This window comes from Pseudomonas rossensis (assembly GCF_039888995.1).
Taxonomy (GTDB): domain Bacteria; phylum Pseudomonadota; class Gammaproteobacteria; order Pseudomonadales; family Pseudomonadaceae; genus Aquipseudomonas; species Aquipseudomonas rossensis.
In genome coordinates this window covers 18645-44083 of sequence record NZ_JBBWCB010000031.1, presented here as the reverse complement: position 1 = coordinate 44083, position 25439 = coordinate 18645, and the positions used below count along the sequence as shown (strand labels likewise).

At 57.5% G+C, this 25439-nt stretch carries 17 protein-coding genes and 2 pseudogenes; 10 read left to right on the top strand and 9 right to left on the bottom strand.

Annotated features, from left to right (window positions below; translation table 11 throughout):
• Positions 1–181: 181 nt before the first annotated feature.
• The 3 genes from ptsP to WLY71_RS11130 are packed head-to-tail and all read left to right on the top strand — an operon-like array spanning position 182 to position 5735.
• Entirely contained in the window at positions 182–3043 is a 2862-nt protein-coding gene (ptsP, locus tag WLY71_RS11140) for a phosphoenolpyruvate--protein phosphotransferase (RefSeq protein WP_347803583.1), read from the top strand.
• The gene (pfkB, locus tag WLY71_RS11135) at positions 3043–3984 is read left to right on the top strand and encodes a 1-phosphofructokinase (protein WP_347803582.1); all 942 of its coding nucleotides are present in this window, start codon (positions 3043–3045) and stop codon (positions 3982–3984) included. The genes ptsP and pfkB overlap by 1 nt, the downstream gene beginning before the upstream one ends.
• 11 nt (positions 3985–3995) lie before the next feature.
• The gene (locus tag WLY71_RS11130) at positions 3996–5735 is read left to right on the top strand and encodes a PTS fructose-like transporter subunit IIB (protein ID WP_347803581.1); all 1740 of its coding nucleotides are present in this window, start codon (positions 3996–3998) and stop codon (positions 5733–5735) included.
• A gap of 210 nt (positions 5736–5945) precedes the next feature.
• Here WLY71_RS11130 and WLY71_RS11125 read toward each other — a convergent pair whose 3' ends face one another.
• From WLY71_RS11125 to WLY71_RS11115, 3 genes and pseudogenes are all read right to left on the bottom strand, one after another.
• Positions 5946–6212, bottom strand: a complete 267-nt coding sequence (locus WLY71_RS11125; RefSeq protein ID WP_347803580.1) for a hypothetical protein — start codon at positions 6210–6212, stop codon at positions 5946–5948.
• A complete protein-coding gene (locus WLY71_RS11120; protein ID WP_347803579.1) occupies positions 6209–6439 on the bottom strand; it encodes a DUF7683 domain-containing protein in 231 nt (76 codons plus the stop codon). The genes WLY71_RS11125 and WLY71_RS11120 overlap by 4 nt, the downstream gene beginning before the upstream one ends.
• Positions 6436–6741 (bottom strand): annotated as a pseudogene (locus WLY71_RS11115) (colicin E3/pyocin S6 family cytotoxin); the annotation flags it as partial. The pseudogene WLY71_RS11115 and the gene WLY71_RS11120, both read right to left, overlap by 4 nt.
• A gap of 173 nt (positions 6742–6914) precedes the next feature.
• Between WLY71_RS11115 and WLY71_RS11110 the strand changes: the two are divergent.
• Together WLY71_RS11110 and WLY71_RS11105 are read left to right on the top strand one after the other, a co-directional pair.
• Positions 6915–7244 (top strand): DUF6124 family protein, encoded by a 330-nt coding sequence (locus WLY71_RS11110; protein WP_347803577.1) that lies wholly within the window; start codon positions 6915–6917, stop codon positions 7242–7244.
• A 166-nt stretch (positions 7245–7410) separates the two neighbouring features.
• Positions 7411–8952, top strand: a complete 1542-nt coding sequence (locus WLY71_RS11105) for an alkaline phosphatase D family protein (protein ID WP_347803576.1) — start codon at positions 7411–7413, stop codon at positions 8950–8952.
• Between the two features lie 68 nt (positions 8953–9020).
• On the opposite strand, the gene WLY71_RS11100 is transcribed toward WLY71_RS11105, so the two are convergent.
• Together WLY71_RS11100 and WLY71_RS11095 are read right to left on the bottom strand one after the other, a co-directional pair.
• Positions 9021–11549 carry a PepSY domain-containing protein gene (locus WLY71_RS11100; RefSeq protein WP_347803575.1) on the bottom strand — a complete coding sequence of 843 codons (2529 nt, stop codon included), beginning with the start codon at positions 11547–11549 and terminating at the stop codon, positions 9021–9023.
• 228 nt (positions 11550–11777) lie between these two features.
• Positions 11778–14039: pseudogene (locus tag WLY71_RS11095) on the bottom strand (TonB-dependent receptor).
• Between the two features lie 206 nt (positions 14040–14245).
• On the opposite strand from WLY71_RS11095, the gene WLY71_RS11090 reads away from it, so the two are divergent.
• The 4 genes from WLY71_RS11090 (at position 14246) to WLY71_RS11075 (ending at position 19218) form a co-directional block, all read left to right on the top strand.
• The gene (locus tag WLY71_RS11090; protein WP_008148973.1) at positions 14246–14926 is read left to right on the top strand and encodes a Fe2+-dependent dioxygenase; all 681 of its coding nucleotides are present in this window, start codon (positions 14246–14248) and stop codon (positions 14924–14926) included.
• The gene (locus WLY71_RS11085; protein WP_347803574.1) at positions 14923–15678 is read left to right on the top strand and encodes a tetratricopeptide repeat protein; all 756 of its coding nucleotides are present in this window, start codon (positions 14923–14925) and stop codon (positions 15676–15678) included. The genes WLY71_RS11090 and WLY71_RS11085 overlap by 4 nt, the downstream gene beginning before the upstream one ends.
• Positions 15679–16073: 395 nt before the next feature.
• Positions 16074–18293: an alpha-xenorhabdolysin family binary toxin subunit A gene (locus WLY71_RS11080; protein ID WP_347803573.1), complete on the top strand. Its 2220-nt coding sequence runs from the start codon at positions 16074–16076 to the stop codon at positions 18291–18293.
• A 46-nt stretch (positions 18294–18339) separates the two neighbouring features.
• Positions 18340–19218 carry a hypothetical protein gene (locus tag WLY71_RS11075; protein ID WP_347803572.1) on the top strand — a complete coding sequence of 293 codons (879 nt, stop codon included), beginning with the start codon at positions 18340–18342 and terminating at the stop codon, positions 19216–19218.
• Positions 19219–19261: 43 nt separating this feature from the next.
• On the opposite strand, the gene WLY71_RS11070 is transcribed toward WLY71_RS11075, so the two are convergent.
• Positions 19262–20425, bottom strand: coding sequence for a type III PLP-dependent enzyme (locus WLY71_RS11070; protein ID WP_033058084.1), 1164 nt, complete (start codon positions 20423–20425; stop codon positions 19262–19264).
• 930 nt (positions 20426–21355) lie between these two features.
• Between WLY71_RS11070 and WLY71_RS11065 the strand changes: the two genes are divergently transcribed.
• The gene (locus tag WLY71_RS11065; RefSeq protein WP_347803571.1) at positions 21356–22600 is read left to right on the top strand and encodes a DUF2599 domain-containing protein; all 1245 of its coding nucleotides are present in this window, start codon (positions 21356–21358) and stop codon (positions 22598–22600) included.
• Positions 22601–22693: 93 nt separating this feature from the next.
• Here the strand turns inward: WLY71_RS11065 and WLY71_RS11060 are convergent, their stop codons facing one another.
• The 3 genes from WLY71_RS11060 to WLY71_RS11050 are packed head-to-tail and all read right to left on the bottom strand — an operon-like array spanning position 22694 to position 25419.
• A complete protein-coding gene (locus WLY71_RS11060; RefSeq protein ID WP_347803570.1) occupies positions 22694–23863 on the bottom strand; it encodes an osmoprotectant ABC transporter ATP-binding protein OsmV in 1170 nt (389 codons plus the stop codon).
• A complete protein-coding gene (locus WLY71_RS11055; RefSeq protein WP_008148960.1) occupies positions 23860–24513 on the bottom strand; it encodes an ABC transporter permease in 654 nt (217 codons plus the stop codon). The genes WLY71_RS11060 and WLY71_RS11055 overlap by 4 nt, the downstream gene beginning before the upstream one ends.
• A 12-nt stretch (positions 24514–24525) precedes the next feature.
• Positions 24526–25419, bottom strand: a complete 894-nt coding sequence (locus WLY71_RS11050; protein WP_347803569.1) for a glycine betaine ABC transporter substrate-binding protein — start codon at positions 25417–25419, stop codon at positions 24526–24528.
• Between the last annotated feature and the right edge of the window lie 20 nt (positions 25420–25439).

Here is a 25439-nt window from a genome sequence, read left to right as displayed (position 1 = left end):
GAGTAACGTGCCAATCATTCTAGATTAAACGTTTCAGCAGGCGTATTTTCTACGTTATAGGCTCCTTTGCCGGTTCTGCCGCGAAACCGCCAAAACTGCCCCTGAAAAGGTGTGCCTAAGAGCCTAAGCTGAATCATTCAAAACAATACCTGGCGTCACAAGGCGCCAAAAAGGAGAAAGCATGCTCGAGCTCACCATAGAGCAGATATCCATGGGCCAATCGGCTGTGGATAAGTCCGCAGCGTTGCACCTGCTGGCGCAGCATCTGGTCACCGATGGCCTGGTGGCCGAGGGTTATCTCGCCGGGTTGCAGGCGCGCGAAGCCCAGGGCTCGACCTTTCTCGGTCAAGGTATTGCCATCCCCCACGGTACGCCGGAAACCCGCGATCTGGTGTTTTCCACCGGCGTGCGGCTGATGCAGTTCCCTGAAGGCGTGGACTGGGGCGACGGTCAGATCGTCTACCTGGCGATCGGTATTGCGGCCAAATCCGACGAACACCTGCGCCTGTTGCAATTGCTGACCCGCGCCCTCGGCGAAACCGACCTGGGCCAGGCGCTGCGCCGCGCCAGTTCCGCCGAAGCCTTGTTGAAACTGCTGCAAGGCGCGCCGCAAGAGCTGGCGCTGGATGCACAGATGATCGGCCTCGGTGTGTCCGCCGATGACTTCGAAGAGCTGGTCTGGCGCGGTGCGCGTTTGCTGCGTCAGGCCGACTGCGTGAGCAACGGTTTCTCGGCCGTGTTGCAGCAGGTCGACGCGCTGCCGCTGGGCGATGGCCTGTGGTGGTTGCACAGCGAGCAAACGGTCAAGCGTCCGGGCCTGGCCTTCGTTACGCCGGACAAGCCAATGCGTTACCTCGGCCAGCCGCTCAGCGGTCTGTTCTGCCTGGCCAGCCTCGGTGAAGCCCATCAGGCCTTGCTCGAACGCCTTTGTGCGTTGCTGATCGAAGGTCGCGGCCACGAATTGGGCCGCGCCACCAGCAGCCGTAAAGTCCTAGAAGTCCTTGGCGGTGAGCTGCCGGCCGATTGGCCCAGCGCTCGCATCGCGTTAGCCAACGCCCACGGTTTGCACGCGCGTCCGGCGAAGATCCTCGCGCAACTGGCGAAAAGTTTTGAAGGTGAAATCCGCGTACGCATTGTCGATGGCCAGGACAGCGCCGTGTCGGTGAAGAGCTTGAGCAAACTGCTCAGCCTCGGCGCCCGTCGTGGTCAGGTGTTGGAATTTGTCGCCGAACCGAGCATCGCCGCCGATGCCTTGCCAGCCTTGCTGGCCGCCATCGAAGAAGGCCTCGGTGAAGAAGTCGAGCCGTTGCCAGCCGTGAGCCAACAGCGCGAAGTGATCGCCGATGTGGCCGAAGTGGTCCTCGCACCAGCCTCCGGCAGTCTGGTTCAGGCCATCGCCGCCGCACCGGGCATCGCCATCGGCCCGGCGCACATTCAAGTGCTGCAAACCATTGAGTACCCGCTGCGCGGTGAGTCTGCCGCCATCGAGCGCGAGCGTCTCCAACAGGCGTTGGCGGACGTGCGTCGCGACATCGAAGGCCTGATTGAACGCAGCAAGTCCAAGGCCATTCGCGAGATCTTCATCACCCACCAGGAAATGCTCGACGACCCGGAATTGACCGATGATGTCGACACCCGTCTCAAGCAGGGCGAAAGCGCCGAAGCGGCGTGGATGGCGGTGATTGAAGCGGCGGCCAAACAACAGGAATCGCTGCAGGACGCCTTGCTCGCCGAGCGCGCCGCCGACTTGCGTGATATCGGCCGTCGAGTGCTGGCGCAACTGAGTGGCGTCGAAACCCCGAGCGAGCCTGAGCAACCGTACATTCTGGTGATGGATGAAGTCGGTCCGTCCGACGTCGCCCGCCTTGATCCGGCCCGTGTCGCTGGCATCCTCACCGCCCGGGGCGGCGCCACCGCTCACAGTGCAATTGTCGCCCGAGCCCTCGGAATTCCGGCGCTGGTCGGCGCCGGTCCGGCCGTGTTGCTGCTGGCGCCGGGCACGCCGTTGCTGATTGATGGCCAACGCGGCCGCCTGCACGTGGACGCTGACGCGGCGACCTTGCAGCGCGCCACCGAAGAGCGCGACACCCGCGAGCAACGTCTGAAAGCCGCCGCAGAACAACGTCATCAACCGGCACTGACCACTGACGGCCATGCAGTCGAAGTGTTCGCCAATATCGGTGAAAGTGCCGGCGTGACCAGCGCGGTGGAGCAGGGCGCCGAAGGCATTGGCCTGCTGCGCACCGAACTGATTTTCATGGCTCACTCGCAAGCGCCGGACGAGGCGACCCAGGAAGTCGAATACCGCCGTGTACTCGATGGCCTGGCTGGTCGGCCGCTGGTGGTGCGCACCCTCGACGTTGGCGGTGACAAGCCGTTGCCGTATTGGCCGATCGCCAAAGAAGAAAACCCGTTCCTCGGCGTGCGCGGAATTCGCCTGACCCTGCAACGTCCGCAGATCATGGAAGCGCAATTGCGTGCCTTGCTTCGCGCTGCGGACAACCGGCCATTGCGGATCATGTTTCCCATGGTCGGCAGCGTTGATGAGTGGCGTCAGGCGCGGGACATGACCGAACGTCTGCGTCTGGAAATTCCGGTGGCGGACCTGCAACTGGGGATCATGATTGAAGTGCCGTCAGCTGCATTGCTGGCGCCGGTGCTGGCCAAAGAGGTCGACTTCTTCAGCGTCGGCACCAATGACCTGACCCAATACACCCTGGCCATCGACCGTGGTCATCCAACCTTGTCGGCCCAGGCTGACGGCTTGCACCCGGCGGTGCTGCAACTGATCGACATCACCGTGCGCGCGGCGCATGCCAACGGCAAGTGGGTCGGCGTGTGCGGCGAGTTGGCGGCCGATCCGCTCGCGGTGCCGGTGCTGGTCGGACTGGGTGTGGACGAGCTCAGTGTCTCAGGTCGCAGCATTGCCGAGGTCAAGGCGCGGGTTCGCGAACTCAGCCTGGCCCAGACCCAAATCCTTGCCCAACAGGCCCTGGCCATGGGCAGCGCAAATGAAGTGCGCGCATTAGTGGAGGCCCTGTAATGGCCAAGATCCTGACCCTGACCCTCAACCCGGCGCTGGACCTCACCGTCCAGTTGCCGCTACTTGCCCCCGGCCAAGTCAACCGTAGCGACGAGATGCACACGCATGCCGCCGGCAAAGGCGTGAACGTGGCACAAGTGCTGGCGGACCTTGGGCATCAGCTCACGGTCAGCGGTTTCCTCGGGGAGGACAACCTTCAAGCGTTCGAAACCCTGTTCGCCAAACGCGGTTTTGTCGACGCGTTCATCCGTGTTCCGGGTGAGACGCGCAGCAACATCAAACTGGCGGAAAGCGATGGGCGCATCACCGACATCAACGGTCCCGGCCCCTTGGTGAGTGAAGCCGCGCAGCAGGCGTTGCTTGATCGACTTGATCAAATTGCGCCCGATCATGACGCGGTCGTCGTTGCCGGCAGCCTGCCTCAAGGCATCAGCCCGCAATGGTTGCAGGCGTTGATTGTGCGTTTGAAAAATCTCGGTTTGAACGTGGCGCTGGACACCAGTGGTGAAGCCTTGCGAGCAGCGCTCAACGCCGGCCCGTGGCTGATCAAGCCAAACACCGAAGAGCTGGCCGACGTGCTGGGCTGCGAGGTGGTTTCGGTGGCTGCGCAAGCGCAAGCCGCGAGCCGCTTGCACGCTCAAGGCATCGAGCACGTGGTGATCTCCGACGGCGCCGATGGTGTGAACTGGTTCAGTGTCGGCTCGGCGCTGCATGCCACGCCGCCCAAGGTCAGTGTCGTCAGCACCGTGGGCGCAGGCGATTCGTTACTGGCCGGCATGCTCCACGGTCTGCTCAGCGCCGACACGCCTGAACAGACCTTGCGCACCGCCACGGCGATTGCCGCGATGGCGGTCACCCAGATCGGTTTCGGTATTGGCGACGCCACGCAGTTGGCGCGGCTCGAACAGGGCGTGCGCATGCGCACCCTGACAGAACAATAAGAGGGTTTGTCATGAAGTTAGCCATTGTTACGGCCTGCCCGAACGGCATGGTCACCAGTGTGCTGTGCGCCCGTTTGCTTGATGCGGCGGCCCAGCGTCAGGGCTGGAGCACCAGTGTCGAAGTCAACGATGCCGCGCACCCTGAACGCCAATTGTCAGCGGCCACGATCGAGGCGGCCGAGTGGGTATTGCTGGTGACCAGTGCGCCGGTGGATATGTTGCGATTCGTCGGCAAGCGGGTGTTCCAGAGTACCCCGGCGCAAGCCCTGCAAGATGTTGAAGCGGTGCTGCGACGCGGTGCTGAAGAGGCTCAGGTTTACGTCGCCCCCGAAGCCGTGGCCGAGCCTGCCGCCCTCGTAAAAAACGCCCCGCGTCTGGTCGCGATTACCGCGTGCCCGACCGGCGTTGCTCACACCTTTATGGCTGCCGAGGCTTTGCAGCAAGCGGCCAAGCGTCTGGGCTACGACCTGCAAGTGGAAACCCAGGGCTCGGTCGGTGCGCGCAATCCATTGAGCGCCGCAGCGATTGCCGATGCGGACGTGGTGTTGCTGGCCTGCGATATCGAAGTCGCCACCGAGCGTTTCGCCGGCAAGAAGATTTACCGTTGCGGCACCGGCATCGCCCTCAAACAAGCCGAGGCGACGCTGAATAAAGCGTTGGCCGAAGGCACTCAGGAAACCGCTTCGAGCGGTGCCAAAGGCCCGGCCAAGCAAGAGAAAACCGGTGTCTACAAACACCTGCTGACCGGCGTGTCGTTCATGCTGCCGATGGTGGTGGCGGGCGGTCTGATGATCGCCTTGTCGTTCGTGTTCGGCATCACTGCGTTCAAGGAACCGGGCACGCTCGCGGCGGCGCTGATGCAGATCGGCGGCGAGACGGCGTTCAAGCTGATGGTGCCGCTGTTGGCGGGTTACATCGCCTACTCGATCGCCGACCGTCCGGGCCTGGCGCCGGGGATGATTGGTGGTTTGCTGGCAAGTACTCTGGGCGCCGGATTTATCGGCGGGATCATTGCCGGTTTCATCGCCGGTTACGCAGCGCAGGCGATCAACCGTTATGCGCGCTTGCCACAAAGTCTTGAGGCGCTGAAACCGATTCTGATCATCCCGTTGCTGGCGAGTCTGTTCACCGGTCTGGTGATGATCTACGTGGTGGGCAAACCGGTGGCCGGGATGCTCGAAGGCCTCACGCACTTCCTCGACAGCATGGGCACCACCAACGCGATTCTGCTCGGTGTGTTGCTGGGCGGGATGATGTGCGTCGACCTTGGCGGGCCGATCAACAAAGCCGCGTATGCGTTCTCGGTGGGGCTGCTGGCGTCACAAAGTTATGCACCGATGGCCGCGACCATGGCGGCCGGCATGGTGCCGCCGATTGGTCTTGGCATCGCTACGTTTATTGCGCGGCGCAAATTTGCTCAGGCCGAACGCGAGGCCGGGAAAGCCGCGTTGGTACTGGGGCTGTGCTTTATCTCCGAAGGCGCGATTCCGTTTGCCGCGAAAGACCCGCTGCGGGTGATTCCGGCGAGCATTACCGGTGGTGCGTTGACCGGTGCGTTGTCGATGTATTTCGGCTGCAAACTGATGGCGCCGCACGGCGGGTTGTTCGTGCTGGCGATCCCGAATGCGATCAATCATGCGCTGTTGTATCTGCTGGCGATTGTGGCCGGGAGTTTGCTGACGGCGGTGGCGTATGCGGTGCTCAAGCGGCCGGAAGTCGTTGAACTGGCCATAGAACCCGTCAGCGCCTGACACCATACCCTGTGGGAGCGGGCTTGCTCGCGATGACGGACTGACATTCAGCAATTATGTTGGCTGTTAGACCGCTTTCGCGAGCAAGTCGGATCGCCGCACCGCCGCTCCCACAAGGGGTCTGCTGTGTTGGCAGATTTCTGTGTCATGTCCCGGTAACGTCACCATGCTTCATGTTTCTTTAAATCCAGGCCCTGAGTTGCGCGCCATTCACGGCTCCTCGTAGCTGCTGAGATACAGCATTAGCTCCTTGGGAAGTACAATCATTGCGAGATTCTCAATGGCTGTAACCTGCCTGGCGGATAGTAGATAACTTGCCATGGCATCCTCTTCTTCATGCCAAGCCATTATCGGCATCAGGGCATCCGTTGTAATGGACCGGGACAAATCCACCTCGAATACAGCCAAGTCACCGTTTTCAGGTATTCCGTAAATCTGAAACTTCAGTTTGTATTTCATGGCGGTGGAGTAAATCAATCAACGCACACCAACTGCACGATGTGGTTTGCGTCTCCCAGGATCTTGCCAGTCCAGGTTTCAAGTGTTTGCACTTGTTCTGGAGAAAGGTCGTAGCCATCAAACTCATCCTCCGGTGTTTGCCAATCCATTAGTTTTGCTAGCTCTTTGTGACGACTGTTGGGTATTTCCACACTCAGGAGAAGTTCCTCACTGTGTCTGTCGAAGACCTCTATGACATGTTTCATTTTTCTACTTTCCTAGACGGGTCAGCGGGCTTGGTTTGCTCCCCTGTTTGCGGGTCGTACTCCCCAAGGTGTTTTCCTTGCTTGGTGTACATCTCAACGGTGCCATGTTGCGAATCCCACTCATAAATCCTTCCTGAGGGATCTTTCCATCGCCGACGCTTTTTACCACCACCACGCACTGAAGTTTTTAACGGAGCAGGTTTTACATCTGGAAAAGCCGGGAGTGTCGTAGGAGCAGGGCGGTATTTGTGGTCTCCAGGCACGCTCAGAACAATATAGATCGGCTCAAGTCCAGTATCGGCGTGCATGAGCTTCATTCAGTCAGGTATTCATATCCCTGCACTTGATGGTGGTTGTGCGTAGGGCGCCTTTGGGCGCGCCGGTATTGCTGACTCCCCGGTCTACTAACCTGCGTACAGCCGCCACCCTTCTTTTAGTAGAGAAGCGAAACGGCTCCAGTCTGGAGCAGCAAATTATGTTCAAGGTAACGCCTAATCCGCCGGACACTGACCCGGCATCCCCAAACGAAGACCTCGATTCTGAAAAGCTCTACGATACCGCTGACCGAGCCCTCGATTCCCCGCGCCAACCCAGCAGCATCTTCGTCATCGCCCCCGAAATCGACAACCAAACGTTGCTGGAATATGCCTGTGAATCGCTGGCATCAGCGAATGTCATGGCGAGTGACTTCGCGAGGTATCTGCAAGGCTCACAGTGCAACACGTTGTTGGGGATTCAGCAGTCGATCATGCTGGGAGAACTGGCGGTGAACCGGGTACTGGATAATCTCGATCCGCCCGGCTAGCCGCCGGATACTGTGGGAGCGAGCTTGCTCGCGATGACGGTTTAACATTCAAAGAAATTGGTGACTGTTGCGCCGCTATCGCGAGCAAGCTCGCTCCCACAGGGATCGCATTTTCACATCAGCGTCATGCGTACATGCTTAAGTTTTCCTTTTCAGGGAGAACACCATGAGCGAATTCGACCTCGGTCGCCGTCGTGTCATACAAGCCGTCGGTGCCGGGCTGTTGTTGCCAGGCCTGGCGCCGGCGGTCATTGCCTCGGTCAAGGATCGGCCACAACTCACCGATGGCGTGCAGTCCGGCGACGTGCTGGGTGACCGGGCGATGATCTGGAGCCGATGTGATCGCCCGGCGCGCATGGTGGTGGAGTGGGACACCCGTAGCCTGTTCAGTAACCCTCGTCGTTTTGTCTCGCCATTGGCCGTGTCCAATACCGATTTCACGGCCCGCGTCGAACTCACAGGCCTGCCCGCCGACCAGGCGATTTTCTATCGCGTGCACTTCGAAGACGCCCAGAGCGGCGTCGCCAGCGAACCGTGGTTTGGCCATCTGCGCAGCGTGCCGCAAACCCGTCGCGACATCCGTTTCGTCTGGAGCGGCGACACCGCCGGCCAGGGCTTCGGCATCAACCCGGACATCGGCGGCATGCGCATCTACGATGCCATGCGTTTGCGCCTGCCAGACTTCTTTATCCACAGCGGCGACTCCATCTACGCCGACGGCCCCGTACCTGCGCAGCTCACCACAGAGAGCGGCCGCGTGTGGCGCAACATCACCACTGAAGCCAAGAGCAAAGTGGCCGAAACCCTCGACGACTATCGCGGCAATTACCGCTACAACCTGATGGACGAAAACATCCGCCGCTTCAACGCCGAGGTTCCGCAGATCTGGCAATGGGACGACCATGAAGTGGTCAACAACTGGTCGCCGGGCAAGCCGTTGGATGATCGCTACAAGATCAAAGATATCCACAGCCTGGTCGGTCGCGCGCGTCAGGCTTGGCTCGAATACGCACCGATGCGGTTGCAGAGCGCCGATGGCGGCGGGCGGATTTATCGCAAGCTCGGTTACGGTCCATTGCTCGATGTGTTCGTGCTCGATATGCGCAGCTATCGCGGGGCCAATGACGACAACCTGGGTGCCGCTAAACCTTTCCTTGGCCGTGAACAACTGGACTGGCTCAAACGTGAGTTGAAGGCCTCCAATGCCCAATGGAAAGTCATCGCTGCTGATATGCCGATTGGTCTCGGCGTATCGGATGGTGAAGTCAGCTCCGGTGTGACGCGCTGGGAAGCCGTGGCCAATGGCGATCCGGGACCGGCCCAGGGGCGTGAACTGGAAATCGCCGAATTGTTGGGTTTTCTGCGGGCGCAGCAGGTGCGCAATGTTGTCTGGCTGACGGCGGATGTGCATTACTGCGCCGCGCACCATTACCACCCGGACCGTGCGGCGTTTCAGGATTTCGAACCGTTCTGGGAGTTTGTCGCCGGGCCTTTGAATGCGGGGAGCTTCGGGCCTGATCAGCTGGATAAAACCTTTGGTCCGCAGGTGGTGTTCGAGAAAACACCACCGGCACAGAACACCTCACCGTTTGCCGGGTTTCAGTTTTTTGGTGAGGTGAATATTGATGGGCAGACGGGGGAGATGAGTGTGGTGTTGCGGGATCTGGATGGGGTTTCTGTTTTCGAACAGAAATTGCAGCCGGTTTGAAATGAAGTCGCGAGCAGACACCAGATCCCTGTGGGAGCGAGCTTGCTCCCACATGGGATGTGGCGGGGTCAGTAGACGTCGCGGCGGTAACGGCCTTGCTCGATCAGGCGGTCGACCTCTGCAATTCCGAGTATTTCGTTGAGCACGTGATCCACGCCTGAAGCCATCCCTTGCAAGCTGCCGCAGATGTAAATGACCGCACCCTCGGCCAGCCATTTTTTCAACTCGCCCGCCGATTCGCGCAGTCGATCCTGCACGTAGATCTTCTCGGCCTGATCCCGCGAGAACGCCAGGTCCAGCCGCTCCAGATCGCCCGAAATCAACCACTCCTCAAGCTCATCGCGACACAAGTAGTCATGCTCGCGATTGCGTTCGCCGAACAACAGCCAATGACGTTGCTGCCCATCGGCAATCCGCGCCTTGAGCAAACTGCGCAGCCCGGCCAGTCCGGTGCCGTTGCCCAGCAGGATCATCGGTACCGGCTCGGTCGGCAGGTGGAAACCGCTGTTGCGCCGTACGCGCAGGCTGATGGTGCCGCCCACCGGGGCGTGTTCGGTCAGCCAGCCGGAGCCGACGCCCAGGCTGCCGTCAGGATGCAGTTCCTGGCGGACGATCAGTTCGAGGATGCCATCGGCGGCGATCGAGGCGATGGAGTATTCACGCATGGCCAGGGGCACCAGCGCATCCACTAGCGCCTGGGCATGCAGGCCGACCAGGTGAGTTCTGTTTTCCGGCAGTTGTCGACTGGCGAGGGCTTGCTCCAGAGGTTGCGACAGGCCATCGAGCGCAACCGTGGCGCGACCGTCAATACCCAGGCCATCGAGGAAATGTTCGATCGCCCATGGACAATTGCGCGGCAACACTTCCACCAGGTCACCGGCCAGCCAACTGCTGGTGGTGGGGGCGGTGAGGCCGAGCAAGTAAACGCCCGAACCGCTGCTGTCAGGGTTGAGCAGCTCACGGCGGGTCAGGTTCCAGTTGTCATAGCTTGGCGCTTGCCAGGTGTCCACGGGCGCCTGTCCGGTCAGCAGACCCAGTTGCTGCTGCCAGTGACGCAAGGCGTAAGGGTCGCCGCTGTCGACTTCCACCGGGGCGAACAGGGTCTTGCCGCCGTGCTCGCCCAGCCACGTGTGCAAGCGTCGAGCGAAACCGCAGAAATGTTGGTACTGGCGATCGCCAATCCCCAGCACGGCGTAGTTCAGGCTTTCCAGGCTTAACGTCCGGCCCAGCACTTTGCGCTCAAACCCCCGGGCGCTGTCCGGTGCTTCACCGTCGCCGAAGGTGCTGACCACGAACAACGCATTGCTGGAATCACGCAAGTCTTGCTCGCTGACGTCCCCCAGCGGCTGAACCTTCACCGGCAGGCCCGCGGCCTGCAATTGCCCGGCGGTCTGCCACGCCAGTTGCTCGGCAAAGCCGCTCTGGCTGGCGAAGCCGATCAGCCACGCCGGTGCGTCACTGTCCGGTTGTGCGAGGTCTTTGCGGGCATCCTTGATCTGTTTTTTCTTGCGTCGACGATCGAGGTACAACAACCAGCCAGTGACGAAAAACAGCGGCATCGTCAGCGCACTAATCGTCAGGATGATCCGCCCGATGATTCCGAAGTAGCTGCCGACGTGCAGCGCGTAAATGCTGGTCAGCAGTTGCGCCTTGAGGCTCTTGTCGCTGTAGCGATCATGCCGCGCGACGATACCGGTCGCCGGGTCCAGCGTGATCTTGTTCAGTGCGCGGTCGTGGGGCGAGCTGTTCAACAGGTAGAACACGGTGGCCGGTTGTCCGGCCACGGGCGGCATGCGGATGTTGTAGGCACTCAGTGCCGGGCCGGCAGCGCTGTAGATGCTGCTCCACATCGCTGCGTAATCGACGGTGGGCGCCGGGCCGCTTGGCGCCGGGCCGCGACCGCCGCGAACGCCCTCGGTCTGCGGTGAGTCGGAAAGCAATCGGGTCAGGCCCTTGTTGTACCACTCATAGGACCAGGACAACCCGGTGAGCGCTGCCAGTAGGTAAAACACCAGGCACCAGGTACCGGCCACCGAGTGCAAATCCCAGTTGAAGCTGCGGCCCTTTTTCTTCCAGTCGAGGGTCAGCCAGGCGCGCCAGCTTTTCCACTGACGCGGCCAGCGCAGGTAAAGACCGGACAGGCAGAAGAACACCAGAATCAGCGTGCACGCGCCGGTGATCTGCCGACCGGTATCGCCCATAGCGAGGAAACGGTGCAGTTGCAGCATCAGGCCGAAGAAATCCTGGCCAGTGGCGTCGCCCATGAACTCGGCGGTGTACGGGTCGAAGTAGCGCATCTGCCCACGGCGTTCGCCCGGTGGCGGAGTGAAGATCACGCGCGCGGCGTTACCGCTGTCGGTCTCGACCCAGAGCATCGAGACTTTCTTGCCCGAGGCGCCCTCGATTTTCTCCACCAGTTCGGCAGGCGGCAGGACGCCGGCGACCTGCTTCTCGACCTGCAACACAGAAGGGTTCAGCGCGCGCAGGATTTCATCCTGAAACGATACCGTCGCCCCGGTGATGCCCATCAGGGCCAGGACCAGTCCGGCGCTGATGCCGAAAAACCAGTGCAACTGGAACAGGGTTTTCTTCAACACGTCGCTCGCCTTGTTCGTTCGAAAATAATGATCACGGCGCGCATTATGCCGTGGGTTGTCGAGAAACATTCTTTATTACGCACAAAAGCCCCGTTCACCTGGATGAACGGGGCCTGGCCTTATGTAGGAGCTGGCGAAGCCTGCGATCTTTTGATCTTTGGCAATTTCAGCGATGCCAAAGATCGTCCGAACGCGGCCCGAGCCTTCGGCAGCTCCTACAGTTTTGGGCTAGAAGTGGAAGTTGGCGCTCAGCAGGGCGGTACGGCCCGCCGCCACGTGGGCGTAGTGGTTCTGCAGTATCTAATCGAAGTAACGCTCGTCGGTCAGGTTCTGTACGTTGAGTTGCAGGTCGACGTTCTTGGTCAGGGCGTAGCTGGCCATCGCGTCGTAACGCCAGTAGGACGGGATCTCCACCGAGTTGGCGACGTTGCCGAACTGGGAATCGACGTAGGTCGCACCGGCACCGACGGTCAACTTGTCCGGCACCAGATCGTAGGTCGACCAGAACGTGAAGTTGTTCTGTGGAGTGCTTGGCATGTGGTTGCCTTCATCGGCGGCGAGGGTGGTTTTGACCACTTCGCTGTCCATGTAGGTGTAGCCGCCGAAGACTCTCCAGTTACGAGTCAGCTTGCCGGCGTAGCTCAGTTCCAGGCCATTGACCTGCTGTTCGCCGTCTAGCACTTGAGTGGTGCCGCCGTCAGGATCGTTGATCCGCGCGTTGGTTTTCTCGGTACGGAACAGCGCGGCGGTCAGCGACAGATCGTCACCGAAGAAGTCCCACTTGGTGCCGATCTCGTAGTTGCGGTTCTTTTCTGGATCCAGACGGCTGTTGTTCGCTGCCAGTTCCAGACCACCGTTGCCGCTGGTTTCGCCAGCCGGGTTGCTGGAGGTCGAGTAGGCCGCGTAGATGCTGCCGTTAGGCAACGGGTTGTAGACCACGCCGATCTGGTAGTTCACCAGGTCGCTGGTGTTCTCACGGGAGAAGTCGTTCGCTGGCGCTGTGCTGCTAGCGTTGGCGTGGCCGCTGGATTTGACCTGGTAGTTGTCGTAACGCAGGCCCAGGTTCAGGGACCATTGCTCGTTGAACTTCAGCGTGTCGAACACGTAGGCCGCAGCGGTTTTGGTGTCGGTGTCGGTGAACGCGGCGCTGTCGGTGATCGAGCCGTTCCAGTTATCCCCAGGCGTCGGGTTTTGCAGGCTGGTGCAGTCGCCAGAGTTGAACAGGGCGCGGTTGCACCGGGTGCCGCTGGCGGTCGAGGTCAGGATGTACGGGCGGTTGTGGGTGTCTTGATAAGAAAACTCAAGGCCGGTGACCAGGCTGTGCTCGATAGCGCCGGTGTTGAACTTGGCGCTCAGGTCGGTCTGGTTGATCCAGCCGCTGGACGTCGAGTTACGGCTTTTCGCGCCGCGATACACGCTGCCAAGAGCCACGTTGCCCTTGCTGTCGTCCGGGTTGGTGACGATGTAATCGAGCGTGGAACGCGACATGCGGAAGCTGTTCGAGACGGTCAGGTCATCATTCAGATCGTGTTCGATCTTGAGGGTGCCGCTGTCATTGCTGGTCTGGCGGTAGTCGCGACCGGTGAGGCCGTAGAAGTTGTCGCGATCGACATGCACAGGTTTATCGACGTTGTACTTGCTGCGGTTGGGGCTCAAGGTCAGCGGGAGGCCGTAGTCGGGCATGTCGTCGGTTTCAACGTGGTAGTAGCCGACGGTCAGGCGAGTGTCGGTACCCAGGCCAAACGCGAAGGAAGGTGCCACGCCCCAACGGCTGACGTCCACGGTATCGCGGCCGGCGACGTTGGCTTCGTGCTTCATCAGGTTCAGACGGAAGGCCGAGGTGTCGGTCATCTGCTGGTTCAGGTCGAGGGTGGTGCGCTTGGTCTGGTCCGATCCCCAGGTGAAACCGCCGTTGTAAGAATTGCCCAGTTTGGCGGTCTTGCTCACCAGGTTCAGGCTGCCACCGGTGGAACCAGCGCCGGTGAAGGCTGACCCCGGGCCCTTGCTGACTTCGATCGATTCTACGTTGAAGATCTCGCGGCTCTGGGAGGCCGGGTCGCGCATGCCGTCGATGAACACGTCGCTTTCTGCGTTGAAGCCGCGAATGATCGGACGATCGCCGGCCGGGTTGCCGCCTTCGCCGGCACCGAACGTGATACCCGGTGTGGTGCGCAGCGCGTCGACCAGACTGGTGGCGCCCGTGTCGCGAATCACTTGTTGTGGAATCACGGTGACGCTTTTCGGCGTTTCGCGCAGCGGCGCGGTGTATTTCTTGTTGGCCGAGGTATCAGTCTTGTAGGAGGTCTCGTTCTGAGCTTCGCCGTTGATAGCGGTAGCGCCCAGGGAAATCACGTTGCTCGGTGCTTTTTCGTCTGTCTTTTCAGCCGCGAAAGCCATGTGGCCCGCAGAGCTGGCAGTGATCGCCACGCCAATTGCAGACGCGAGCAAACGCGGTGAACTGACCGGTAATTGTAGTTGTTGGCGTGACATGAGAATTCCCCTCCCCAAGGATTTGAGGCCGCGGAATATAGGGTAAACAAGTATTTGTATCAATTGCGAAACTTTACTATTCGCATTAAATTTACATTCTTTACAATTTACCCTTACGGTTTTTGGCGTCTCGTTCGTCGTGGGGGTTTTACACGGGCAATAAGAATCAATACCATTGCCGCCTCTTTGTCTTCAGGTGTCATCCCATGCTGCTGCACATTCCCGGCGTGTTCGCGAAAGAAGAAGTGCAGCGCATCCGCGAGGCCCTGGAGCAGGCAGATTGGGCGGACGGCAAGATCACCGCCGGATACCAGTCGGCCAAAGCCAAGCACAATCTGCAACTGCCTGAAGGTCATCCGCTGGCCAAGGAAGTCGGCGCGGCGATGCTGGAACGGCTGTGGAAAAATCCGCTGTTCATGTCGGCGGCGTTACCGCACAAGGTCTTCCCTCCGTTGTTGAACTGTTACACGGCCGGCGGCAGTTTTGACTTTCACATCGACAACGCCGTGCGCCAACCCAAGGGCAGCATCGAGCGGGTGCGCACCGATTTGTCGGCCACTCTGTTCTTCAGCGAACCGGACGACTACGACGGCGGCGAACTGGAAATCCAGGACACCTTCGGCACCCAACGCGTGAAGTTGCCGGCCGGTGATATGGTTCTGTACCCCGGCACCAGCCTGCACAAGGTCAACGCCGTGACGCGCGGCACTCGCTACGCCTCGTTCTTCTGGACTCAAAGCCTGGTCCGCGAAGACAGCCAGCGCGCCTTGCTGTTCGAGATGGACGGGGCGATCCAGCAGCTGACCCAGGATATGCCTGATCACCCATCGTTGATTCGCCTCACCGGCACTTATCACAATCTGTTGCGTCGCTGGGTCGAGGTATGAGTTATCAACTGCGCCGCGAGGAAGTCCTCGATGGTGATCGACTCAAGGCCATGCTCGAGGAAAGCCCGGCGCGCGCGGCGCAGGCGATTCTCATCGCCGCCGGTGAAGGCGTGCTGGATGCTCAAGCGTTGCTCGGTCAGATTCTGCTGGACGGGAAGGGCATCGAGAAGGATCAGCCGCTGGCCGTGCGCTGGTTTGACATCGCCGCTCAGCGTGGGCATTTGATGGCGCGCAACATGCTCGGTCGTTGTCATGAGCATGGCTGGGGTTGCGTTGCCGATGCTTCGGTTGCTGCAGGGCATTATCGCCAGGGCGCCGAAGCCGGACTGGATTGGGCGATGTACAACTTCGCCAACCTGCTGGCCACCGGGCGCGGGGTGATCGAGGATCAGTTGCAAGCGCTGAACCTGTATCGCCAGGCGGCCGCGTTGGGCCATGCGAAGTCGATGAACCTGCTGGGGCGTTATCTGGAAGATGGCAAGGTTTGCCTCGCTGATCCACTCGCGGCACGGCAGTGGTATCAGCGATCTGCCGAAGGTGGGGATTTTCGGGGGCAGTTCAGTTACGCGGCGGTGCTGGCCGATGAGGGGCGAGTCTATGAAGCACTTGGCTGGTTGCGCAAGGCGCTGGTCGGGGGGAGTGTGAATTTCTTGCGGGTGAGCAGTGAGTCATTACTAGACGCACATCATCCGCAAATTCGTGAGATGGCTGATGCTTACCGGCAGCGATTTTCCCAGCTGGCCGGCCTGTAACGGTTTATCGTTACTTCTATCTTCTTAATAGCGAAGTTGTTGATACGCAGGGTTGCGCAATAAAGAGCACCGCACAACAAGGCTTATTATCTTGGTTCCTATGACATAAAGGTCTGGCGATAAAGTATCCGCCGGGATTTTGCCGTTGTTGTTTAAGTGAGTGATTCGGCCAGTAAGTTTGTGGGGTTCATCTTTAAGTCGTGACGTCAATTCGGGTGAGGGCGATGTTTCTCTTGTGGTTTGTCTTAATTTTATATATTTGAACTCTGGTGGATAACTGTGGTGCTGTATTAAAGTCTTTTTGCGCGATATCTGTAATTGAGTGGAGTAAACACTCGCCAGTATCGATGGAAACATAAATTTTATATACATCCGAAGAAGACAAGGAGTCTCTAATGGAATTCAAGGTGGACGATAAGATCGTCCAAGCAGCGGCGAAAGCGCCCAAAGTATTTGTGGAAGCGTCAACTGGCGATGGTGAGGTATATAACCGGGAGCCCGGAATGCAGCTGACCGCACAGCAGATTGTCAGTCTGAGGAAGTATGAAACTTTAGGGTTGTCTCTTTCTGTTCGGCTGCAAGATGTTATTGCGTATTTAAATTATGGCGCAGGTGATGAAGGGGGTGTGGGACTTAAGTCCAGGGATTTTCTACGCACATTCACAATGACATATGATCATGCTAAACGCTGGTCGCCATTGCGCGAGAAGATAATGCTGACAGGCACCGATCTTAAAATTTTCGGTGGTAGCATTATCAGGATTGGCAAAGGAATTGTAGAGGTCTATGAGGATCTCAAAGCATCGAAATATCTGGAAGAGCACAATATCAACACGCCGGAGGAGTATCAGAAACTTAAAGCCAAGATTCCGAATCTTCCCGATCTTGGCTTGCCTGAGGGTGATGTTCCAGACATCAAGGCATACCTCAATGACATGCTGGCGAAGGTCAAGTTATGTCATGACAAGGCCGAAAGGGTTAGAGCCGAACTGGATAGCTTTGGCACTGATATGCGCGCGGAAGTGTTGCCGGAAATAAAGTTGCGATTAGAGTTTGTTTCCAAAAATACGTATCAGGCTGATATTCAGGTCCTGCAAGCTGAAATTGACCAACGCTCGAAAGAGATTGATGAGCTCAATAAGCAATATGACCAACTGGTACAGGAAGCGATCAAGTCGGCAGCGACCCTCAATATTGGCGGGTTGATTCTCGGCATCTATCAGGGTGTCAAGGCTGAAAAGATACGCAGTGAACGAAATAAACTGAAGGAAGGGCAACAAACCGCTAATCAAAAAATGGCCAGTAAAAGCCAGACACTGAACTCCTTGAACAAGGTGCGGGATGACCTTCAGAATCTGAGCTACGTTGCGATCGAGGCTGAAGTCGCGACTCAAAATCTTATGCTGGTATGGAATGCGTTGGCTACTTATATCAATGCATCTGTCCAAGAGGTCGATAAGCTGGAGGAGGCAACTTCTTTGCGGCGATTTAAAAATCAGATACTCAGTATCATTGATCCTTGGGAGCAGATAAAAGTAAGTTCTGATCAATTGCTGGCTGTGTTCGCAGAGGCAGATAAGGAATATGAGAATAATCGTTTGACTTTCAGGAGTAGGGTGCAGATGTTTTCGCTATTTAATAATTCGGATAATTCAGTTTTCAATATGGCGAACTTACGTGGCCATGATGCCGCGGTGCAAGGAACGAACACCACTGCACAAATGCTCGTCGAACAATACGATTACTTGCCTGGTACTGTCAGAACAATGAATAGTCTGGCGATGACTATCAATAAGACAACGTTTGATCTGCGCAGTCAGGCGCAGACAAACAGTATCAAATTGGAACGTGCGGAGAAAAAACTGAAAGCCTATCAGGCAGAGCTTGAGTATCCGGACGATGTGGACGAGGTTCGTGAGGATATGGAGGCGGAACTCAAAATTGTATTCAATGCAATGTCCGCACAAACTGAAGATTTAAAAAGTTTTCATGCAAGTATCAGCTCTCCCTATGACAGAACTGCCTCGGAAAAATGGGTTGTTTCGCTGCAGCAGGATCGGGCATTCGCTGAAGCGCTAAAAACCAAATCCGAAGAAAAATTGGCGGAGCTGACAGAGCAGATGAAGTCCGTGTCCGAGGCGATTGACTTGATCGGGAAAGCAGGAGTCGAAAAAATTGGTAAAGAGGCGCAGCTATCACTGGAAAATCTAAAAGCACTGGGTATGGCGCCGCCACAGGTTCAAGTCGCATTGTTGGCCGTTGATACGATTAAAAAATTGATCTCTGGTATTGGCGAGGCCATTTCGTATCTCAACATGCTGGCGGCGTACAACAGGCTCAAGGATAAAGCGGGCGATCTGAGAGTGCAGTCGCAAAAACACACTAAAGATATCGCCCAGATTGATGGGAAGATTGAATTGGTACAGACGCTGGACAAGCTGGACGATGGGCGCTGGGAATACGTGAATGAATTCTCGAATCTGGTTGCCGACGTTGAAAAGTTCTCTCGCGAATTCAAGCAAGATAAGTCGCTGCCCGTCGAGTTGCGAGCGGATATCGCAATTGCCCGGATCTCAGACGTTGTTAAATACATGAAGACTATTCAGCAGTCATAAGGAGTCGAGGGGGTGGGCCGTACGCCCACCCCTTCTAAAATGAAAGATGAATAGACTTGCCAATGAATTTACCGCGGCGCAGCGGCGTGTATTAGATCGTTACACCAATTTCCTTGGTTCCCTGCAGCCGACATTCAACAGTATACCGGTTGCATTTGAGCGCCGTAGAAACAGCGGCCATCAACTGGCGGTTCTGGCCAAGGATTCGCGCTTGAACAATGCACCGTTTAATACGCGATATCTACAAGAGCTTTGGGGGCGCACTGAAGAAGCCAAGCGTTTATGCAGAACTTATATTGAAGATCTCGTAACGTTTGCCCGCGAATCTTTAGAAATTACCAAGCAAACTTCCAGGAACGAACCCGTTGGTCAAGTGGATTTCAGGTTGTACAGTTTGTCCAGGTCCCCGACCTGGAAGTTATTTCCGCCAAAGGATGTACGAGACTTGGTTCACGAGTTGTTTCTTCGATTTGATGAGCTAAAAGCTGCGATACGACAACTGAAATATACGATTGCGGAGCTGTATGTTGAGTCGTTTGGACTGAAATCAGTATTCACGCGGGCGATGGACCATCGATCCTGTAATTGCCATCCACAACCGACTGTTGCGGAAGAGTTGTTTCGCGAGAATAACACTGCACCTGTCTGGGGCTTCGCTTATTCTTCCAGGGACGCTGTGGTCAGGGCAGCAGAATATAAGGCCGATATTGCAGTGTTATTTGATGGGTTCGCTTCTGTTAACTCGCAGATGGGGCTGTTCATCGAGGAAATGTATCAACGTATAGAGGGCGCGATCAACGAGCTGTTGCGGGCAAAGAGTGTGTCCAGACTAGGGGAGTTGAATTTCAAATTGGGCGCGACTATTGAGGGCGCTAATGAATGTATGGCGATGATGGACCACGTTGAGTCATGGCTGCGGAAATAAAAAAGGTCCATGTTTTCATGGACCTTCTATCTTGTGATATCGCTTACACGTAAAACGACTTCAGCGGCGGGAAGCCATTGAACTCAACCGCGCTATAGCTGGTGGTGTAAGCACCGGTCGACAACCAGTACAACCGATCACCAATCGCCAGGTTCAGCGGCAAACCGTACTTGTAGTTTTCGTACATGATGTCGGCGCTGTCGCAGGTCGGGCCGGCGATGACCACTTCTTCCATCTCGCCTTTCTTCTCGGTCCAGATCGGGAACTTGATGGCTTCGTCCATGGTTTCGATCAAGCCGGAGAACTTGCCTACATCCGTGTACACCCATCGCTCTACAGCGGTACGGGATTTACGGGCGACCAGCACCACTTCACTGACCAGGATGCCGGCGTTGGCGATTAGCGAACGACCCGGTTCCAGGATGATTTCCGGCAGTTCGTCACCGAAGTCTTCCTTGAGGAAACGGATGATTTCTTCAGCGTAGGTTTCCAGGCTGTTGGTGCGGGTGATGTAGTTGGCCGGGAAGCCGCCGCCCATGTTGATCAGCTTCAGGTGAATGCCGTCTTCTTCTTTCAGGCGTTCGAAGATCACTTTGACCTTGGCGATCGCCGCGTCCCAGACGCTGATGTCGCGCTGTTGCGAGCCGACGTGGAACGAGATGCCGTACGGCACCAGGCCCAGGTCGCGAGCGAGGATCAGCAGGTCCATGGCCATGTCGGTCTGGCAGCCGAATTTACGCGACAAAGGCCAGTCAGCGGTGGTCGAGCCTTCGGTGAGGATGCGCACGTAGACTTTCGAACCCGGTGCTGCCTTGGCGATGTTGCGCAGGTCGGCTTCGGAGTCGGTGGCATACAGACGCACGCCCTTCTCGTAGAAGTAGCGAATGTCTTTGGATTTCTTGATGGTGTTGCCGTAGCTGATGCGATCCGGGCCGACGCCCTGGTTCATCACTTTGTCGAGCTCGTAGATCGAAGCGATGTCGAAGTTCGAGCCTTTCTCTTTGAGCAGGTCGATGATTTCGACGGCCGGGTTGGCCTTGACCGCGTAGTAGACCTTGGCGAATTCGAAACCGGCGCGCAGGTCGTCATAGGCCTGGCTGATCATCGCGGTGTCGATCACCACGAACGGGGTTTCTTGTTTGTCGGCGAAGGCCTTCATTTTGTTGAAGGTATCGCGCGCGAAATAGTCTTCGACGTTGATCGACATGCTGGGAACTCCTACTGGCAAACTAGATTAATCAATGGGTGCGAGGGTGTGTCATCAATGAAATCGCGAGTGCGTTGCGCCTGAGCGCGTGCCAGGCAAGGCGCAGGCCGCCGCTCATGGCCATTCCCTTCGCAAGGCCTGCAACGCAGCATGGCGCGCGCTCAGGCACAACCCGAAGGGCCGGGTCTGCTTTTGCGCAGGGCTGCGTTGCTCGTCCCTTATTTGGAACAACCAAACCGCGGGCCTCGCGCCTTGCCCTGCGCAAAAGCAGGCTCCGGCGCACTCGTGATTTCATTGATGACACACCCTCCTGAACGTCCTCCGTATCCCCACTTTGGTTCGCCTACTTCCCAAGGCATGTCGCCGAAAGCAAAAAGGCCATGGGAAGCGGTGCTTTCCCTTGGCCTTGCTGTCTCGTCGTCAGTACTTGAGCCGGATGGATCGTTTCCAGCATGGACGTTCGGCGCGAACTTTAGGGCGTGAGGGGCTTGAGATCAACAAAAAATGTCGCGTTTTTGCACGCATCCGTCGTGCGGTGCGCCTCAGTCACCTGTGTAACCGACCTGCATGACAGTGCGATGTTCCCGAGACGCGGATTTTTTGAGGTGGATTCGCTCCACGAGCGATGACAGAACCTTTCCAATCTCCCTCCGCCAAAAATGAACGTTTAGTTTGGCTATAAGTTTTTCCACTTTTATTTCAATAAGATCTTGGTTTGCGGTTTGAACCTGTCATTTGTGACAGTGGTCAGGTGACGGATATTGATAAATACTTAGTTTGAAAGTTGCTCTTGAATGGTAAGTGGCTTTCAAGAGTTAAATCAGGTTTTCTGAGAAATTATCTCTGGCGAACAGGTATTTGTTTGTGGGCGTAAGTTTGTCTGCGAGTGAGCCGTTGCTTGTCGACTGAAATATCAATGAGGAATAGTTCATGTCTACTCGTTCGGCTAGGACGCTGCTGAAGGCTATCGTGTGTTTGTTGTGTGCATCAAGTTCGCCTTGGTTACAGGCAAGCGCCGGTAATGACGTGGCAACGCTGATGACTTATTACTACAACTTCACCCCGAGGGATTGCGGGAACGGTAGGCTTGCCTCAAATTGCTCCAGCTTGATGCTCAGGGGAACCGACAGCGGGAAGGGGTTCCATGTCTGGAATCCAAGCCCGCCGTCAGTCAAAAGTGGCGGTGTTTCAGTTTCTTATCTGAGGAAGGATGCCGAGTATCAGGATCTCGGGTTGCTGAAGAGTAATGGTTTTGTTTTAAAGCCGAATGACTTTTTATCCCGGGACGAAGTAAAGCTTGATGTGAAATGCGCCTTTCCCATTGATGCCTGGACTGATTACAGGACGGACCAGGGATGCGCCGACAATTCAAATACAGCGGAAAAAGAAAATACTTGCCAGGACGTCGGGATTACCACAGCTGCCGATTGGTTTAAGGATTATCGTCGCGTAAAAAGCAATCATCAAAAGCAATGTGGTTTTGTAATGGATGACCGTGGCAGCTTCAATAAGGGCGACGCTTTTTATCAGTTTATAAAGGCACGAGAGCTAATAAAAGACGAGTCGATGCAGACACAGACCGAATTGCGCCTAGGGACTTGGGAGCAGGATCTGCAGCCGAAGTTTCCAGTATTGGGCTTTATTTACACCGCGCCTTCCGGTCTGAAACTCGCTCAAAGCGATCAGAAGGATTGGTACGACGCTACCCTGGCGAAAACCGGCAAAGGCGATTGGATACCGGTTATTGCCTTCAAGCTTCCTAAAACCACTGCGCAGGACGCAACGTTTACCTACAACACAAGCGATCAGGGAGTTCCACCTGGAGACGCAGACAAAGGCTCATGTGAGAAGTACATCGAGAAAGCCGAATGGAATGAAAAATACTTCGAACCTGACATGAAAAAAACTATTCCCTCCCTGATGGAAACGCCGACGGCTTGCGGTAGAACCATTGGGCCGGACAAAACCAACGTAGCCTATGCGGAATTGTTCAACCTTGCGGCCAATAACAAGAACTGGAACTGGGGGCATGACGGCGGCAGCATGCGGCGGCAGTTCTCCTGCCATGTGGCCAATCCGAAGATCGCTCAGGACAAACCCACCTGGAATCTGGAACCCGCCCGCCCTTATGTATCGCATGAAGAGGCCGTTAACATGGATTGCAATCCACGCTGACCTTCGTGCCGGTATTGCGATGAGGGATTGGACTTAATAAAAGTGCAGCCGGGCGCGGGTTTGATAACCCGCGCGCCGACTGTCGTGAGGGCGTCAGGCGGTGGCGGCCTGTTCAGCCACTTCAGCGGGCGAAACAATACTGGTCTTGCCCCCACGGGACTTGCCGGAGCTCAAATACTCGGCAATCGATTCCTGAGTCACTTCCCCCAGGAACACCCGCTCCGCATCCATCACCGGCAACCACGAGCGGTTGAACTCGTACATGCGCGACAGCAGGATGCGCAAATGCTCGTCGTAGACTGCGGTGGCGTTGAACTCGCGCAGGTATTGCGCGCAGGTGCCGGTCTGACGGTGCAGGTCGCGACGTCGTACATAACCCAACGCCTTGTTCTCACCATCAGTGACCACCACATAACGACGGTCCAGTTCGTCCATCAACTCCAGGGCTTCAGCCACGGGCGTTTCCGGGCTCACCGACGGCGCGTTGTCCGCCGCGTCTTCGGCTTTCACCAGCAACAGACGCTTGAGGGTGCTGTCCTGGCCGACGAAGTTGCTGACAAAGTCGTCCGCCGGGTGCGCAAGCAAGGTGTCCGGGTGATCGATCTGCAACAACTTGCCCGCGCGGAAAATCGCAATCTTGTCGCCGAGCTTGATCGCTTCGTCGATGTCATGACTGACCATGATCACGGTCTTGTTCAGCGCCCGCTGCATCTCGAAGAACTCGTTCTGGATCATCTCGCGGTTGATCGGGTCGACCGCGCCAAACGGTTCGTCCATCAACAGCAGCGGCGCATCGGCCGCCAGCGCACGAATCACGCCGATCCGCTGCTGTTGGCCACCGGACAATTCACGCGGGTAGCGATTCAGGTACTGCTTGGGCTCCAGCTTGATCATGCTCATCAACTCGCGGGCGCGGTCGTGGCATTTCTGTTTGTCCCAGCCGAGCAGGCGCGGAACGATGGTGATGTTTTCCTCGATGGTCATGTTCGGGAACAGACCGATCTGCTGGATCACATAACCGATGTTGCGGCGCAGGGTCACGGCGTCAAGGTCGGTGGTGTCTTCGCCGTTGATCAGGATCTTGCCGGAGGTCGGCTTGATCAGGCGATTGATCATTTTCAGCGTGGTGCTTTTGCCGCAACCCGATGGCCCGAGGAACACACAGATCTCGCCTTCATTGACGGTCAGGCTTACCGAGTCCACGGCTTTCACATCTTTGCCGTTGCTTTGGAAGGTCTTGCTGAGGTTTTGAAGTTCGATCATTTCAGGAGTCCTTTTGGAGTCAGCGTGCGTTGCAGCCATTGCAGAAGCAGGTCGGCGAAGATGGCCAGGAGACTGACCAGCACGGCGCCGACGATCAGCATCGACATGTCGCTGCGGCTGATGGAAGCGAGAATGAGTACACCGAGGCCACCGGCGCCGATGGTGGCGGCGATGGTCATGACACCAATGTTCATGACTACGGCGGTGCGCACACCGGCGAGGATCACTGGCACCGCGATCGGCAGCTCAACCATGCGCAAGCGCTGGCCGAAGGTCATGCCGATGCCGCGGGCGGCTTCGCGAATGCCGGGGTCGACGCCGGTCAGGGCGAGGTAGGTGTTACGCATGATCGGCAGCAGCGAATACAGAAACACCGCGGTAATCGCCGGCATCGGGCCCAGGCCCTGGCCGAACTTGGAGTAGAACGGCAGCAGCAGGCCGAACAGCGCAATCGACGGAACCGTCAACAGCACCGTGGCGCTGGCCTGCAAGGGACCGGCGAGTGTCGGGAAGCGTGTCATCAGGATGCCCAGCGGCACGCCGACCAGAATCGCCAGGGTCACGGCGATGCCGACGAGGGTGATGTGCTGCCCGGTCAGTTGCAGGACCAGCGGCCAGTCGAGATGGGAAAAGGCGTTCAGAAATTCCATGTCTTTTCCTCCTTATTTGATGGGGTGCTGGCGCAGGAAATCGGCGGCAACGGATGAAGGGCTTTCGTGATCGACATCGACCCGCGCGTTGAGCTGGCGCATGGTGACGTCGTCGAACAGTTCGGCCAGCGGCTTGAGTTCTTCGGCGAGTTTCGGATGCGCGTCGAGGTAAACCTGACGCACCACCGGCGCAGCGGTGTAGTCCGGGAAGTAATGCTTGTCGTCTTCCAGCAGTTTCAGCTTGAAGGCGTTCAAACGACCGTCCGTGGTGTAGACCAGACCGGCAAATACCTGACCATTGCGCAGGGCGGTGTAGACCAGCCCGGCATCCATCTGGCGGATGTTTTTGCGGGTGAGGTTCATGCCGTAGAGGTCCACCATGCCGTCCAGACCGTCGGAACGGTTGGCGAACTCGGTGTCCAGCGCCACCAGGTGATGGGTCTTCGCCTCAGCCTGCATCACCGTGTTCAGCTCGCTGATGGTGTTGATCTGCGGATACGCCTTCGCGGTGTTTTCTGGCAGGGCCAGGGCGTAGGTGTTGCTGAATTTCGACGGGGTGAGCCAGATCAGGCCTTTTTTCGCGTCGAGTTCTTTCACCTTGGCGTAGGATTGAGCGCTGTCGAGCTTGTCAGTGATGTGGTTGTAAGCCACCAGCGACACGCCGGTGTATTCCCACATCAGGTCGAGCTGACCACTTTCGTGGGCGCTGCGGGCCAGGTTGCTGCCCAGACCGCCAGTCACCTGAGTGTCGTAACCCTTGGCGTTCAGGTACTGGGACGTGATTTCCGCCAGCAGGGTTTGTTCGGTGAACACCCTGGCACCAATGCGGATCACGGGTTTTTCAGCTGCTTGGGCAAATCCTGCGAACAGCAGGACGCAGCCCAATAATAAGGTCAGTCTTTTCATAAATATTCCTTTGCCGAGGC